This window comes from Saccharopolyspora phatthalungensis (assembly GCF_014203395.1).
Classification (GTDB): Bacteria; Actinomycetota; Actinomycetes; order Mycobacteriales; family Pseudonocardiaceae; genus Saccharopolyspora; species Saccharopolyspora phatthalungensis.
In genome coordinates, this window is sequence record NZ_JACHIW010000001.1 from 3085483 (window position 1) to 3100577 (window position 15095).

Consider the following 15095-nt stretch of genomic DNA (forward strand, 5'->3'; position numbering starts at 1 on the left):
CTCAGAAGTCGCCGGCCGCGTGCCGCACCTTGCCGAGCAGCTCGGTCAGCTGCTGGGTCTGGCGCTCGGTAATGCCGCGCAGCCCGAAGTCGACCTCGATGACCGACTCAGTCGCCTTCTTCATCAGGTCGCGACCGTCCTCGGTGATCTCCACCAGGGTGGTGCGGCGGTCCGTGGGGTGCGGCAGCCGCCGCACCAGGCCGTCCTGCTCCAGCCGGTCGACGATGTTGGTGACGCTGGTCGGGTGCAGCTGGAGCCGGTCGCCCATCACGCGCATCGGGAGGCTGCCGCGCCGGGAGAAGGCCAGCAGCACCAGCGCCTCGTAGCGGGCGAAGGTCAGGTTGTGCTGTCGCAACGCGTTGTCAACCGCCGATTGCAGGATCTGCTGGACCCGCATCACGCTCGTCACCGCGGCCATCGTCGTCGACGGGCCCACCCGGTCGGCCCAGATCTCGGCCGCGCGAGCGATGGGGTCGAAGGGCAGTGGACTACGGGTGCTCATGGTGCTCGACGCTAGCAGCGGTAACCCGGTTGGTTCATGGCCGTGGTTGCTGCGATTTGTGAAATCTGCGAAGTCGCTTCGGTGTCGAGCATGATCGTGTCGGTCGGCGGATGTCGCCGCCGGACCGGATTGGAGGAGCAAACGTGCTGGTGGCGTTCAGCGTGGCCCCGAGCGGGGCCGGGGACAGCGACAGTGTCAGCGAAGCGGTCGCGGCCGCGGTGAAGGTGGTGCGGGACTCCGGCTTGCCGCACGAGACGACCTCGATGTTCACCACGATCGAAGGGGAGTGGGACGAGGTGATGGATGTGGTGAAGCGCGCCACCGAGGCGGTATCGGCTAACGCACCGCGTACCAGCCTGGTGCTCAAGGCCGATATCCGCCCCGGGCACACTGACCAACTGCACGCGAAGGTGCGGCGAGTCGAGGAGCACCTGAGCGGGGAGTAGGGGTGTTTCCGAACAGCCCAAGACCGGGGGCGGCCAGGAGGCCACCCCCGGTCCGACAACCACCCCGTCAGCTCCCGGCCTTCGGGTGGTCCACGACCGGCGCGTTGACGCAGTTGTTGGCCTGCGGCGACAGGACCGGCACGACGACGCCGACCGCGGCGCCGACGTTGTTGCCGCACAGCTGCACCGGGGCAACGCTGGCGTTGTTGTCGTCAACCAAGTTGATGCCTTCGTTGCTGGCGCTGTCCGCGAACGCGGCGGTGCCGAGGGTGATAACGCCGAGGGCGGCGGCACCGGTGACACCGGCAACACGGGTTGCAATACGCACTGTCTTGTACCTCTCGTTGGAACTACTGACTGGAGGTCCCCCAATCGGAGGTCCCGCAGCCCGCGACAAGACAACCGTCCCTCGCGGGCTCAGTTCCCCCTTCGGCGATCACGGTCGCTGGACCTTAGGGGTGAACGGACTAGGTCACCGGTTCAGGTGACTGGTGTTCACTTCTTCGATTTGATCAAGGGCCCTCGTCGGCGTGTCGACTCCGGTTAGTCGGGGTTCGCGGACCGCGAAACATGTACCGCCCAGCCACCACGCGATCGGTGGGACGTGTCAGGATGGAGAGGTGACGAGGCCGGATCCACGCCAGAACGCAGCAGCGATGTCCGCCGCGATGGCGGGCGCAATCGACCTGTCGGCCCTGAAGAACCGGGCCGAAGCGACCGCTCGCGCCGCTCAGGCAAATGCCAACGGCGACGGCGGTGCCGCGTCGGCGGATGCCGCGGTCGTCGAGGTCACCGAGGCCACCTTCCAGAGCGAGGTGGTCGACAAGTCCATGCAGGTGCCCGTGGTCGTCGACCTGTGGGCGACCTGGTGCGGGCCGTGCAAGCAGCTTTCGCCGGTGCTAGAGCGGCTCGCCCGGGAAGGCAACGGCGCCTGGGTGCTGGCCAAGGTCGATGTCGACGCAAACCCGCGGATCGCGCAGCTGTTCCAGGTGCAGTCGGTGCCCACGGTGATCGCCATCGCCGGCGGGCAGCCGGTAGACGCCTTCGCCGGTGCCCAGCCGGAACCGCAGATTAGGCAGTGGATCGATTCGTTGCTCAACGCCCTGCGCGACCAGCTGCCCGGCATCAGGGCCGCCGAGGAAGGCGCCGAGCCCGCTGCCGAGGAGCCCGAGGACCCGCGGTTCACCGCCGCCGAAGACGCGTTGGAGCGCGGTGACTACGCCGCCGCCGAGGCCGCCTACCAGCAGATCCTCGACAGCGAGCCGAACAACGAGCAGGCCAAAGCCGCGCTCGCGCAGGTCCGCTTCACTGCTCGTGCAGAGCAGGCCGACCCGGCCGCGATCGAGCGTGCCGACGCCGCTCCGGAGGACATCGACGCGCAGCTCGCCGCCGCCGACGCCGAAGTGGCCATCGGCCGGGTCCCCCAGGGTTTCGACCGCCTGATCCGCGCGATCAAGCGCACCTCCGGCGACGACCGGGACCGGATTCGACGCCATCTGATCGAGATGTTCGAGGTCTTCGCCGACGGCGACGAGCGGGTCGCGGTGGCTCGCCGGGCGCTGGCCAGCGCCCTGTTCTGAGCTAGTCGAGCAGCCGGTCGCGCAAGGCGATCAGACCCGTCTCGGGGAGGCCACCCGAGCGCAGGTACGCAGCCATGTCGTGCGAGCCCACGATGTCGCCGATGAGGTCGTGCGCGGTCGTGCCGTTATCGGCGATGATTCGCTCGATCGCCGGGGTGTCCTCGCCCCGGCCCGCCCGAGCGCACAGTTCGGCGCGGCGAAGGTGGCTGAGGGCGTGGTCTGCGGCGATGTCGGCCGTGGCGACGCCGACCAGGGCAAGCAGGACCAGCACGATCAGGCCGGTGCGGTCCCGGCCGCCGCCGCAGTGCACCAGCACACCACCCGGCTCGGCCTGCGCGATTGCGCTGCACACGGCGGCGGTGCGCTGCGGGAACCGGTTGAGAAACGCCTGGTAGTACAGCGGAGTGCAGGAAATGCCGCCGCCCCACCGCGCCCAGAACTCGGTGTCGGAAAAACCGGCCGCGGTGCAGTCCCTCGGACGACACCGCGGTTCGCCGTCAGCTCACGCGCCGTACTTGGTGCTGCACGGAGCTAATCCCTCCTGCACACCGATCCGGAAGGCTTCCACCCGAGCGAACCCGACGGGCACCTGGTCGCCGTTGACGTTCGCGGCGATCAGGCTTTTCTCGCCGAGCAACGCGGACACCCCCTCATCGATGTCGTCCGGCACGATCCGCAGGTTGCCGACCGGGTTGCGTTGGCCGATCGGGTCCTCCACGAGCAGGCCGCTCCAAGCGCCGACCATGCAGGCAGTGCGCAGCCCGGTTTGCTCGTCGTCCAGTGGCAGGCCCGCAGCCTTCTGCACCGCCAGCGCATACCTGGATGCCACCTGGGCGTATGCGGCGAAATCGCCGTAGCCGGTGGCCGCCGCGTCCTTGTTCGGCGGCCGGGCGATCTTCTGCAAGGCGGACATGTCTAACGAGATGGTGTTCGTGTTCGGGCAGTACGAAGCCGGCGAAGTGGGCCGCTGGCTGCCGCACCCCTTGGGCTCCGTGACGATCTTGGGTGGCTCCGCGCCGGTGTCGCGGAAGACCGCGCGCAGGCTCTTCTCCACCGCATCGAGACTTTGCTGGTCCACCGGGAGGTCGGTGTCCGCCTTCTGGATGGGTTTCCAGGCCTGGAACAGCGTGGTGCGATTCTGGACGTCGTTGAAATCCATCTTGGCGCAACGCTGCGGGCCTTCGCTGAAGCCGTACTGGAACGCCGTGACCCGGTCGAAGGCACTGCCGTGCGCGTTTCCGTCCCGGAAGTCGGAATCGCCGGGCGAGTCCCGGATGAAGTTCAGCACCCCCATGACCTCATTGAGGCCCTGCCCGGTGGAAACCCGGAAGTACTCCGAGGAACCCTCGGCGACGTGGCGGAAATACGCGCCGGCGAAGCAGTCCGCCTGCTGCTCCAGCACGATCACCTGGTCGTTCGAAGTGACCGTGCCCGCGCGGTGCTGCACGGCGTGCCCCATCTCGTGCGCGAGCACCGTCACCACGGCCATTGGCCCGAAACTGTTGTTGAGCTGCGGGAGCAGGGTGCCGCGGTCCCACGCTACGAAGTCCTCCGATGAGCAGTAGAAGGCGTTGACCACGCCCGCGGTGTTCTCCCTGCACAGCTGGACGCCCGGGCCCGCCGAGTCGTAGGAGACCAGCCGCTTGACCGGCTCGAACCGCTTGCCCGGGAATGCCTTTGGGAAGGTCGCGGTCCAGTAGGCGTCGATATCGGCGACCGCGTTGCGCGCGAGCTTGTCCATCGCACCGTTGTCCGTGCCCTCGACCTTCAGGGGCGACTCCGGCGCGCCCTCCTTCGGGCCGCTCGGGCCGTTGGCGGCGGGCAGCCCCGCCACATCAGTGGTCGAGTAGCCGCCGAGCGTCGTGGGGATGCCGCTGATCGCTCGCGAACACCCGCCGACCAGCGCGGCGCACGCGAGCACGGAGACCACGGTGCTGAGGATCCGCTTGCGCCGTCGGCTTGTTCTCGATACCGGTACCACTGACGTGCCCCATCCTGCTGGCCGAAGTCCTGCTGCCGCCGCCGAGCCGGTCCCTGCGCGGCCCGGTGCCCGAAGCAGCCTATCTGCTACTGATCGACTCCACGGGCGATCTCGACCGATCCCTGGTTCTCCCGATGACAGGAAGGTTCCCTTGCTTGCGTTTGGCGGGGTGTGGTGGCAGGAAGGTTCCCTTGCTTGCGTTTGGCGGGGTGTGGTGGCAGGAAGGTTCCCTTGCTTCGGTCGCGCGGGAGCATCCGGCGCGGGTGGTTTGTGATGCGTGTTTCTGGTTAGCCGCATGCCGGCGCGCCGCCGACCGCGCCGGTGCGGAAGGCCGCGACCCGGTCGAATCCAGTCAGCGAATTCGTGCCGTGCGCATCGCGGGAGACGGCGTCGGATTCGAGCACGATCTCAAGGGCCTCATCGAGATCGCCCGGCGACAACGCCGGTTGTGCGGCCGTGTACGCGCCGGTGAGGCAGGCGATCTGCTTGCCCGCTTCGGCTCCGGTGGTGGGTCGGCCCATCTCGGTCAGGGCCGCCAGCGCGAACCGGGAAACGAGCAGGGTGGTAACGGCTTGGTCGCCGATGCTGCGGTACGGCTCGGAGAGCGCTGCGCGGTCCACGACAACTGTCGGAGGCTGCGCGCAGAACGCGGCGGGGCCGCTCGCTTCCGGGCATCCGGGAGCGGCGCGGACGACCGGCGGGGTCCACTGCCCGCCGCGCCGCGCGACGAGATCGCGGAAGTAGGCGGACACGTGGTCGGTGCGCATGGCATCGTCCAGCGGCATGTTGGGATTGTCGGGCGCCGGTGCGGCCAGCGATTTTCCGGTCACGTCCGCGCATCGTCGCGGTCCTTCGACGAAACCGCTCTGGAAAGCCGAGATGCGATCGAAAGCGGTGCCGTGCGCATCAGTGTCCTTCGTGCGGTTGGGGCTCACCGGGTCGCGGAAGACGGTGAGCGCGCGCATTGCGCTGTCCAGTTGTTCGGGGCTGATGTGCAGGTGCTCGGAATGGCCGTCGACGACCCAGCTGATGAACGACCCCGAGTAGCAGTCGGCCATGTGTTCAAGACGCACGGCACCGCCACTGGCGTCCATTCCGGCGCGCTGTTGCACCGCGTGTCCGATCTCGTGCGCAAGCACGACTGCGACCGACGCGTCCCCGTAGTGCTCACGCAGGACGGGTAGCAGCGCTGAGCGGTCCCAAGCAATGGCATCGACAGTGGCGCAGTAATACGCGTTGCCTTCGATGTCGTGCACATCGCCCGCACAAGGTGGCGGGGCGCCGGTGCCATTGGCATCGACAGAGAAGAACCCGCCGTCGAGGTCCCGCCACGGCGCGCCGAACGTCGCCGGGAACTGCATGGCCCAGTACTTCTGCGCGTCAGTGACGACTGTCGCGGCGAGGCGGTCGGTCTCGCCTTGGTCAGTGCCGTGTACGAACGACGGGTCGACGGTGTGATCAGCCACACGAGCCGGTTCCGGTGGCGCCGACGTGCAAGCACCAGCGCAGAGCATGATCACCAACGCCACCAGTCCAAGCATGCGCACGTTGCCAAGCTTCCCATCGGTGGCGGGGTGCCAGCGGGACTGGTACGTCCGCACGCACCGGGCCGGTCCGAGATATGGTCCGCTGCTGTGAGAGCCGTTCACCGCTTCACCGTGCGTGCGCACCTGCCCGAGCCGTTGAGCGCACTGGGCACGCTGGCGACCAACCTTCGCTGGGCCTGGCATCCGCCGACCCAGGACCTGTTCGCGGCTGTCGACCCGCAGGTGTGGTCGGCGGTTGGCGCGGATCCGCTGCGGCTACTGGCCGAGGTGCCCGCCGAACGGTTGCGGCACCTTGCCGGTGACCAGGACTTCCTGGCTCGCACCAGGGCCGTCGACGACGACCTGCGCCGGTATCTGACGGTGCCGCGCTGGTACCAGCAGCGGCAGGACGAAGGCGCCGGGCTGCCCACCTCGATCGCTTACTTCTCGATGGAGTTCGGCCTCACCGAGGCCCTGCCTAACTACTCGGGCGGACTCGGCGTGCTGGCTGGCGACCACCTGAAATCGGCCTCCGACCTGGGCGTGCCGATGATCGGGGTCGGGCTGTTGTACCGGTCCGGGTACTTCCGGCAGTCGCTGTCGTCCGAGGGCTGGCAGGTCGAGCACTATCCGGTGCTGGACCCGCGCGGTCTGCCGCTGGAGATGCTCACCGAGCCGTCCGGGCGGCCGCTCCTGGTGCGGGTCGCGATGCCCGCCGGGCGCACCTTGCACGCCCGGATCTGGAAGGCGCAGGTCGGCCGCGTTCCGCTGCTGTTGTTGGACAGCGACCTTCAGGAGAACGACGAGGACCTGCGCGGCACCACCGACCGGCTCTACGGCGGCGACGCGGAGCACCGGATCCGCCAGGAGATCTTGGCAGGCATCGGCGGCATGCGCGCGGTTCGCGCTTACTGCGAGCTGACCGGCGACCCGCAGCCCGAGGTGTTCCACACCAACGAGGGCCATGCCGGTTTCCTGGGCCTGGAACGGGCCCGGGAACTGCAGGAAGACCCGGGTCTGCACTTCGACCAGGCGTTCGCCGCGGTGCGTGCCGGAACGGTGTTCACCACGCACACCCCGGTCCCGGCCGGGATCGACCGCTTCCCGGTGGACCTGGTCCGGCACTACTTCGGCGACGGTTCCGCCCAGGCGCTGCTGCCCGGGGTCCCCACTGACCGGGTGCTGGCCCTAGGGGCTGAGGAAAACCCGGGCATGTTCAACATGGCCCACATGGGCTTGCGGCTCGCGCAGCGCGCCAATGGAGTTTCCGAGCTGCACGGCAAGGTCATCCGCAAGATGTTCCGCAACCTGTGGCCGGGCTTCGGCACCGAGGAGATCCCGATCCGCTCGGTGACCAACGGGGTGCACGGCCCGACCTGGTCGGCGCGGGAACTCGGCAAACTGCTCGGCGAGTCCGAAATGGACAGCGGGGCCGGGCTGCGCGGCATCGAACCGGTCAGCGACTCGCTGCTGTGGGAGCTGCGCTGTTCGCTGCGCCAGCGGCTGGTCGACGAGGTGCGGCGCAGGCTGCGTGCGGCGTGGCTGCGGCGCGGCGCCTCGGACCTGGAGCTCGGCTGGTGCGACGCGGTTTTCGACCCGGACGTGCTCACCATCGGATTCGCCCGCCGAGTCCCGACCTACAAGCGGGCAACGCTGATGTTGCGCGACACCGAGCGGCTGCGGGAACTGCTCCTCGACGCCGACCGCCCGGTGCAGATCGTGGTCGCCGGGAAGTCGCATCCGGCCGACGAGGGCGGCAAGGCGATGATCCAGAAGATCGTGCGGTTCGCCGACCAGGCCGACGTGCGGCACCGGATCGTGTTTCTGCCGGACTACGACATGTCGGTGGCCAGATACCTGGTGTCCGGTTGCGACGTGTGGCTGAACAACCCGGTGCGCCCGCTGGAGGCGTGCGGCACCTCGGGGATGAAGGCGGCGCTCAACGGCGGCCTGAACCTGTCGGTGCGAGATGGCTGGTGGGACGAGATGTACGACGGCCACAACGGCTGGGCGATCCCCAACGCCGACGGGGTCGGCGACCCGAACCGGCGGGACGACCTGGAGTCCGCGGCGCTGTACGAGCTGATCTCCGAACATGTGGCACCGACGTTCTACGAACGCAACACCGACGGGGTGCCGGGCAAGTGGATGTCGATGGTGCGACACACGCTGGCGACACTTGGCCCACGCGTGCAGGCGTCGCGGATGATCCGCGAGTACGTAGACAAACACTACACACCGGCCGCGCAGTCGGTGCGGGCCGTCGCCGCGGATGGGTTCCGCGGCGCGCGGGAGATCGCCGACTACTGCGCCCGGTTGCAGGCCGCCTGGACCTGGGTTCGGATCAGCGACACCGAGATGTCCCCCAGCAACGGCACGCCGTTGCTTGGCGGGCAGGTCACGGTGCGGGCGCGGGTGGACCTGGCCGGACTCGATCCGTCCGATGTGGATGTTGAGGTGGTGGTCGGCCGGGTGGACGACTCCGACGTGCTGCACGACTTCATCACCGAGTCGATGCACCCGGTAGCGGACGGCCGCTACGAGGCGACGGTGACCCTCCCGCACGCGGGACCCGCGGGCTACACCGTCCGCGTCCTGCCCCGGCACCCGCTGCTGTCCGGCCCCGCCGAACTGGGCAAGGTCGTCCTTGCAGGCTGAGCAGGCAGGACTTTCGCGCGCCTTTGCCGGGTGAGTTAGTCCGATGACCACTTTCGGCGGTATGCGGGTCGATAGTGTCCGCGCATGAGGAGTATCCGTAGGACAGAAGGGGGCCAGCAGCGGTTGCGGCCGAAGCGGCCCTGGTCCTGGGGATGACGGGAGCTGTCTTCGTCGGTTGGCGGGCTTTCGCGTCGGTGCCGGCGCCCACCGAATTGCGGGCCGGGGAACGCAAACCCTGCGGCTGGACCGCGAGGGGTTGACCATTTTCGCCGACGAGACGTCCACGAGCGCCCGGTGCCAGGCGAAGGTCTCGGCAGGCCGCTCAGGCAGCCGGGGAGGTCCGAAACGACCGGCATCGACGGCAGGTAGTGGCAGTTCGGGAGTACAGTTTGGTTGTGCCCGGTAGTGCCGAAGCCACCAAAGCACGGATCTTCGAGGCGGCGATCGTCGAGTTCGCCGCCTACGGCATCGCCGGTGCGCGGGTGGACCGGATCGCGCAGCAGGCGCGGGCGAACAAGCAGCTGATCTACGCCTACTTCGGTAGCAAGGACGAGCTCTTCTCGGCGGTGCTGAAACGAACGATGGACGAGTTGGCCGCCGAAGTCCCGATCGAGGGCGACGACCTACCCGGTTACGTCGACCGGCTCGCCACGTACCACGTCAAGAACCCGCATGTGTTGCGGCTGTTGCTGTGGGAGTCTTTGGAACGCGGCGAGTCCGGGGTCATCACCGACTCCGAGCGCAGCACGCACTACCGGGAGCGGACCGATAACGTCCGTCGCGCCCAGGAAAGCGGCGAGGTGACCGACGAATTCGACCCAGGCATGCTCGCGCTGCTGTCGATCGGGATGATCAGTTGGCCGTTGGCCGTACCGCAGCTGCGCCGCATGATGCTGCGCGACGCGAAGCCGGAAGCCCTGCAGGCGGCCGCCCGAAAAGCCGTCGAGCGCCTCACCGAGCCTCGCTGACCAGACGAAAGGACCGGACCTGCCTTTCTCGCCGGCCCCCGCGCTGGCGCGGCGGGTGCGGCGGTAGGCAAGGGGTGGGACGCCGATCGCGGTGTGCGGGTGCGTTGGCGCTGCAATGCGACCGTGGCGAACCTGGGTGGCGACCTCTGAACTCCGGTGCGGATCGACGCGATGCGGGTGCCGGGTCAAAGCAAGCGCGTGGGGCACCGATTGCGTTGGTTCGGTGGAAATCCGGGGCGCACCACCTCACAAGTTGTTTCTCGGCACCCCCGTTCGTCGTTGGCTGGGACGTCTCTGGCGTCGTCGAGGCGGTAGTGGCCCGGACGCGCTTTCGTGTCCGAAAAGGTCCACTGTGGATTACCGGCTATCCCGTTCACCGCGCGGGCTGCGTCGCGGCGGCGTCTTGGTGTCCATCCTGCCGTTAGGGCTGAACTGCTCGCTTCGGAGGCCGACCTGGTGGGGTTGAGCGCCATCGCCGTGAATCGGGCAGACTGAGTGCGGAGTTCGCGGGGGCCGCCTCGGGACACGACCTCGGCGAGACGAACCGCACGGAAGTCGGTGCTAAAACCGCACTGTGCGGCTTATGCCACGGAAAGTCGTTGGCGGGTCTCGGTGACCCGAGGTGACCACGGGGCCAATTCTTCGGCCTTCGCCAACGCAACTCGCGCGGACGCGTTGTCGTGGCATGCCATGTGCGCCCGGGCGAGCGTGGCGAAGTCGTCGGCACGTGACAGCGGGGAGTGGTTGTACTCGGCACCAGTCGCGGCGAGCCGGACGGCATTGTCCGCGTCGCCCTCGATCAGCGCGAGCAGTCCGTTGGCGCCGCTGAGCTCGAACTCGGGATAACCGAGCCGGATCGCGTCGTTGAGCGCCTTCTTCGCGGTCGGCAACAAGGTTTCCGCTGGCAGCTGACCGGCTTCCACCGCTTTGAACCCGAGACCGGCCAAACCGGCCAGCAGGTAGGACATCTTGCGCGGCGGGATCTCGTCGTTCTCCGCCAGGAACTTCAGCAGCAGCATGACGCCCGGCGCGTATTCGCCACGGGACTCCATCACGGCGATCTGGCACGAGACCGTGGCATTCAAACCCGGGTACTGCGTGGCCAGTTCGTCGGCGTGGGTCTGTGCGCGCTCGATAGCGCCTTCCCGCAGGGCCTCGTACGCGCGGGCGGCCAGCGGCGCGGCTAGGAACTCGGAGCGTTCGGGGTCTCGCATTCGAGGCAGCGAGAAGAGCAGCCAGCCGGTCGAGGTGGTCAGCGGAACCCGCTTCGGCCACAACTTGTAAAGCATGAGCGGGGTCGCGGCGACTACGAAGCCGCGACCGAACGGTCCGTCGGCGAGTAACCAGCCCGCCGCGACCACCGCCACACCCGCCAGCGCCGACAGCAAACCGGCCAACCAGCACCGCAGGATCACCGGAGACCGCCACGGACCGATCTGGCAGCGCAAGGTGACCGGCAGCGAGCGGATCGTGAAAGTCACGCGACCGAACTTGCGCGACGCGACTTCCCGCATTGCGCCGAAGATCACGTGCCGGACGCGCAGTCCGAACACCACCGAACCCGCGAGCAAGCCGAGCTGCGTGGCCATCGGCAGCAAGATCACCCCGGCCAGGGCGCCCAGCCAGCCAATGGCCGGGCCGGTCGGGCCGGTGCCCGCGACCAGCTCCACGGCCGCTACCACGAACCCGCCCACGACGGCGGTCACGAACCAAGGGCGGAACAAGAGACTCTGAGCTCGCACAAGGTGGGAAGCCTACGGGACACGGTCCCCGCAGATATGCCGTTTGGCCAGGTGAATACCCGTGAAGACGTTTCGTCGCGATCGCACCGCCTAATCGGAGCAAGGGAACCTTCCTGTCACTTGTGACAGGAAGGTTCCCTTGCTCGCAACGGGGTGCGGGCGTTAGGAGCTGGTCGTGACCGGGAGGCCGGCGGCCTTCCAGGCTCGGAAGCCACCGGCGAGGTCGGTGGCCTTGGTCAGGCCGAGCCCCTTCGCTTGGGCGGCGGCGAGGCTGGAGGCATAGCCCTCGTTGCAAACCAGGACGACCGGGCGGTCGGGATGCAGGCCGCCCAGCCGGTGGCCACCGGCCGGGTCCAGCCGCCACTCCAGCACGATTCGCTCGACGGTCAGCGCGCCGGGGATCTCGCCTTCGGCGAGCCGATCGGACTGCGGCCTGATATCGATGATCAGGCCGCCCTGCTGCTGCACCGCGAGTGCCTCCCACGGGGAAACCCGCGTGAGCTTCGCGCGTGATTCGGCCAGCAGGTGTTCTATGCCGAACGGGCCGGTCGTGACGCTGCTTTGTCGTTGTATCGGGCTTTCGCTCATCCGAGTTCCTTCGGCTGTGGTGCATTCGGCCGCAGTGCGTGCGCTTGCTGTGGCGGCACCGGTTGCACAGCGGCCAAGTCCGAGTAATAGCGGACCGGCAGCAGCGGCGGCGAATACGCGTGCACGCTCGCCGAGTTCACCGAACTGACGTTGCGGACCTGGTGGGCGCGACCGCTGCCGAACCCGACACTCGAACCGACGTCGTGGTGCACGGTGCGGATCGGGCCAGCGGGATACCGGTAGTCCTCTCGAAGCGCGCCGAACAGCACGGAGAACGATCCGGACGCGCCGCCGTGATCGTGCGGCTCGGTGCCTTGACCGGGCGCCCACGTCAGCAACCACAGCTCGACACCTGCGGTCAGGGCGAGCTTGGCCCACCACCGTTGTTCGTCATCAACCCGGACGATGTCGAGCAGCGGCCCGGTCAGTTCGGAGGTGACCAAGCCGGTGAGGTCGCGCAGTTCGCGCGGCGTCCACAACAAATGGTCGGGGCGGATCAGGTCGTGTAGCAGCGGGAGGTCGAGCCCGGGGTGCAGTTCCAGCGCGCCCGGTTCGGGGACGGGCTCCGTCGGGGTGTACTCGGACAGGAGGATGGACGGCTGGTTGTTGGGCGGGTGCTGTCGCACAGCGCTCATGCGTGTCTCCAGTTGGTGTCTTGTGGTGCGCACGGCACGACACGCACACCCCGCGACAAGCCGGGGTGGTTTTCGGTGGATGGATTCGTCGGGCCGCGCGATGAAAGCCTGGGAATGCGGTGCCGGACCGCTTCAGCGACAGGCGGAAGTGACGACCAGGAACAGGTCGGTCACACGATCGCGGGTGAGCAACGAATCGGACACATCAGCGATCGTGGCACGGCTCCGCCGGTCGTGCCAGCATGCCCGGGGTCGTCCCGGTATCTGGGCACCCGGTGTTCGCTCGGTCACAGGACCACCGGGCCGGTTGAGCGCAGGATGCTCCCGGCCGCAGCCTCCGCAGGTGGAGACGGAACAATGGGTGGCCGAGGGGACCTGCCGGACACCTGCGGCGGTCCGGACGGAGACGAACCGCCGGCGCGTCGCCGCGTCGCTGCGGTCAGTCACGGCTGGGAGGTAGACGTGGACGACCTGGTCATCCGGATGGATGGCGTCGGTGTCCGGCGAGGCAAGACCACGCTGGTGGCCGACGTGAACTGGTCGGTGGAGCTCGACGAGCGCTGGGTCGTGCTGGGCCCCAACGGGGCGGGCAAGACGACCCTGCTGAAGATGGCCAGCACCGAGATGCACCCGAGCGAGGGCAGCGTCGACGTGCTCGGCGAGCGGCTCGGCAAGACCAACGTGTTCGACCTCCGTCCCCGCATCGGACTGTGCTCGGCGGCCCTGGCGGCCCGCATTCCCGGCGACGAACTGGTCCGCGACGTAGTGGTCAGCGCCGGGTACTCGGTGCTCGGCCGGTGGCACGAGGAATACGAGGCGATGGACACCGACCGCGCGGCGGAACTGCTGGACATGCTTGGCGTCGCACACCTCGCCGAGCGCGAGTACGCGACGTTGTCCGAGGGGGAGCGCAAGCGCACCACCATCGCGAGGGCCTTGATGACCGATCCCGAGCTGTTGCTGCTGGATGAGCCGGCTGCGGGCTTGGACCTGGGTGGCCGGGAGGACCTCGTAGCGCGGCTGTCCGCGCTGGCCATGGACCCGGACGCGCCCGCATCGGTACTGGTCACCCACCACGTCGAAGAGATCCCCCCGGGCTTCACCCACGGCCTGCTGCTGCGCGAGGGAAACATCGTCGCGCAGGGTCTGCTGGACGACGTGCTCACCGAGGACAACCTGTCCAAGACCTTCGACCAGGACCTGGAACTGCAGCGCAGCGGCGCGCGGTACTTCGCCCGCCGACGCGGCTGAGACCCGTGACACAGCGCCGGGCGGACGGGGCGCGATAACCTCCCCGCAGAGTGGCGGTTCGATGAGGAGGTTGCTGCGTGGGCGAGTTCGTCAGGCTTGAGGTGGACGGCGCGGTCGGGACGATCCGGCTGGATCGGCCGCCGATGAACGCGTTGAACCGGCAGATCGAGACCGAGCTGCGGGAGACCGCGATCGAGGCCGCAGAGCACCCCGAGGTTCGCGCCGTGATCGTCTACGGCGGGGAGAAGGTCTTCGCGGCGGGCGCGGACATCAAGGAAATGGCCGAGATGTCCTACACCGACATGGCTCGCAAGGAAGAGCGCGGCCTGTCGGATGCGATACGCCATGTCGCGGCCATCCCGAAGCCGACCGTGGCAGCCCTGACCGGGTACGCCCTCGGCGGTGGGTTCGAACTGGCGCTGAGCTGCGACCGGCGCATCGCCGGGGAGAACGTCAAGGTTGGTCAACCGGAGATCCTGCTCGGCGTGATCCCCGGTGCCGGCGGCACGCAGCGGCTCGCCCGCCTTATCGGGCCGAGCAAGGCGAAGGACATCGTCTACACCGGTCGTTTCGTCGAGGCCCAGGAAGCGCTTTCGCTGGGCATGATCGACGAGGTGGTGGCCCCTGACGAGGTGTACGCGGCGGCTCGGCGCTGGGCCGAGCAGTTCACCGGCGGTGCCGCTCGCGCGCTGGCCGCGGCCAAGGCGGCGATCGACGGCGGGCTGGATCTCGACCTGGAAAGCGGGCTGCAGCTGGAGACCCATCTGTTCGCGGGTACCTTCGCCACCGAGGACCAGAAGATCGGGATGCGCTCCTTCATCGAGAATGGGCCGGGGAAGGCGAAGTTCACCGGGAACTGACTCCGGCAGGGCCGGACGGAACGAGTGGTGACCGCTTACCTCCCCGAAAACTGGTCCGAAAGTGTTTTGCGTAGGTACGGGCAGCGGAACCTCAGAGGCCGCTGTGGGAGCCCCGAAGACGTGAATGCCGCACCACGTCGGGTCTGTCCTCGTGAGAAGACCTCTGAGCACCCGCGGAGGTGCAAGCTGAATCCCTCACCGCAAGCGGCTGCCGCCGTGTAGAACAGGGTCCTAGGTGGCTGGTGTCGAACGGGGTTTTGAGGTGTTTGCTCTGGTCTTAGCGTGGCGGGCGGTGGGTGTGATTGCCGATCGTTTTCGAGTGTGGTCGGTGGGTTTGTGTGTCGCGTGTGCCGGTTAT

The 15095-nt window shown here is 68.2% G+C and carries 14 protein-coding genes; 6 read left to right on the plus strand and 8 right to left on the minus strand.

Translation table 11 applies throughout. The annotated features are described in order from the left end of the window. Position 1: 1 nt before the first annotated feature. A complete protein-coding gene (locus tag BJ970_RS14260; RefSeq protein WP_184726711.1) occupies positions 2–502 on the minus strand; it encodes a MarR family winged helix-turn-helix transcriptional regulator in 501 nt (166 codons plus the stop codon). Positions 503–645: 143 nt separating this feature from the next. On the opposite strand from BJ970_RS14260, the gene BJ970_RS14265 reads away from it, so the two are divergent. Then, positions 646–948 carry an MTH1187 family thiamine-binding protein gene (locus BJ970_RS14265; protein WP_184726712.1) on the plus strand — a complete coding sequence of 101 codons (303 nt, stop codon included), beginning with the start codon at positions 646–648 and terminating at the stop codon, positions 946–948. A 67-nt stretch (positions 949–1015) separates the two neighbouring features. Here the strand turns inward: BJ970_RS14265 and BJ970_RS14270 are convergent, their stop codons facing one another. Continuing rightward, complete coding sequence (locus tag BJ970_RS14270; RefSeq protein ID WP_184726713.1) at positions 1016–1276, minus strand: cousin-of-CoaP protein; 261 nt, start codon at positions 1274–1276, stop codon at positions 1016–1018. Positions 1277–1604: 328 nt separating this feature from the next. On the opposite strand from BJ970_RS14270, the gene trxA reads away from it, so the two are divergent. Further along, positions 1605–2528 (plus strand): thioredoxin, encoded by a 924-nt coding sequence (gene trxA, locus BJ970_RS14275; protein ID WP_221467915.1) that lies wholly within the window; start codon positions 1605–1607, stop codon positions 2526–2528. Between the two features lies 1 nt (position 2529). Here trxA and BJ970_RS14280 read toward each other — a convergent pair whose 3' ends face one another. The 3 genes from BJ970_RS14280 to BJ970_RS14290 all read right to left on the minus strand — a co-directional run bounded on the left by BJ970_RS14280 (position 2530) and on the right by BJ970_RS14290 (position 6050). After that, positions 2530–2943, minus strand: a complete 414-nt coding sequence (locus tag BJ970_RS14280) for a tyrosine-protein phosphatase (protein WP_184729096.1) — start codon at positions 2941–2943, stop codon at positions 2530–2532. A gap of 87 nt (positions 2944–3030) precedes the next feature. After that, positions 3031–4458 carry a neutral zinc metallopeptidase gene (locus BJ970_RS14285; RefSeq protein WP_312864247.1) on the minus strand — a complete coding sequence of 476 codons (1428 nt, stop codon included), beginning with the start codon at positions 4456–4458 and terminating at the stop codon, positions 3031–3033. A gap of 338 nt (positions 4459–4796) precedes the next feature. Next, positions 4797–6050: a neutral zinc metallopeptidase gene (locus BJ970_RS14290; RefSeq protein WP_184729097.1), complete on the minus strand. Its 1254-nt coding sequence runs from the start codon at positions 6048–6050 to the stop codon at positions 4797–4799. 93 nt (positions 6051–6143) lie between these two features. Between BJ970_RS14290 and glgP the strand changes: the two genes are divergently transcribed. Next, positions 6144–8693, plus strand: a complete 2550-nt coding sequence (gene glgP, locus BJ970_RS14295; RefSeq protein ID WP_184726715.1) for an alpha-glucan family phosphorylase — start codon at positions 6144–6146, stop codon at positions 8691–8693. A gap of 395 nt (positions 8694–9088) precedes the next feature. Further along, entirely contained in the window at positions 9089–9661 is a 573-nt protein-coding gene (locus BJ970_RS14300; protein ID WP_184726716.1) for a TetR/AcrR family transcriptional regulator, read from the plus strand. Positions 9662–10242: 581 nt separating this feature from the next. Here BJ970_RS14300 and BJ970_RS14305 read toward each other — a convergent pair. The 3 genes from BJ970_RS14305 to BJ970_RS14315 form a co-directional block, all read right to left on the minus strand. Then, positions 10243–11367 carry a hypothetical protein gene (locus BJ970_RS14305; RefSeq protein WP_312864248.1) on the minus strand — a complete coding sequence of 375 codons (1125 nt, stop codon included), beginning with the start codon at positions 11365–11367 and terminating at the stop codon, positions 10243–10245. A 198-nt stretch (positions 11368–11565) separates the two neighbouring features. After that, the gene (locus BJ970_RS14310; RefSeq protein ID WP_184726717.1) at positions 11566–11991 is read right to left on the minus strand and encodes a rhodanese-like domain-containing protein; all 426 of its coding nucleotides are present in this window, start codon (positions 11989–11991) and stop codon (positions 11566–11568) included. Further along, the gene (locus BJ970_RS14315) at positions 11988–12626 is read right to left on the minus strand and encodes a cysteine dioxygenase (protein ID WP_184726718.1); all 639 of its coding nucleotides are present in this window, start codon (positions 12624–12626) and stop codon (positions 11988–11990) included. Before BJ970_RS14315 ends, BJ970_RS14310 begins: the two co-directional genes overlap by 4 nt. Before the next feature lie 483 nt (positions 12627–13109). Here BJ970_RS14315 and BJ970_RS14320 point away from each other — a divergent pair, with 483 nt between their 5' ends. Then, positions 13110–13877, plus strand: a complete 768-nt coding sequence (locus BJ970_RS14320) for an ABC transporter ATP-binding protein (RefSeq protein WP_184729099.1) — start codon at positions 13110–13112, stop codon at positions 13875–13877. Between the two features lie 77 nt (positions 13878–13954). Then, on the plus strand, positions 13955–14737 hold the full coding sequence (locus BJ970_RS14325) for an enoyl-CoA hydratase/isomerase family protein (RefSeq protein WP_184726719.1): 783 nt from the start codon (positions 13955–13957) through the stop codon (positions 14735–14737). The last annotated feature ends 358 nt before the right edge of the window (positions 14738–15095 follow it).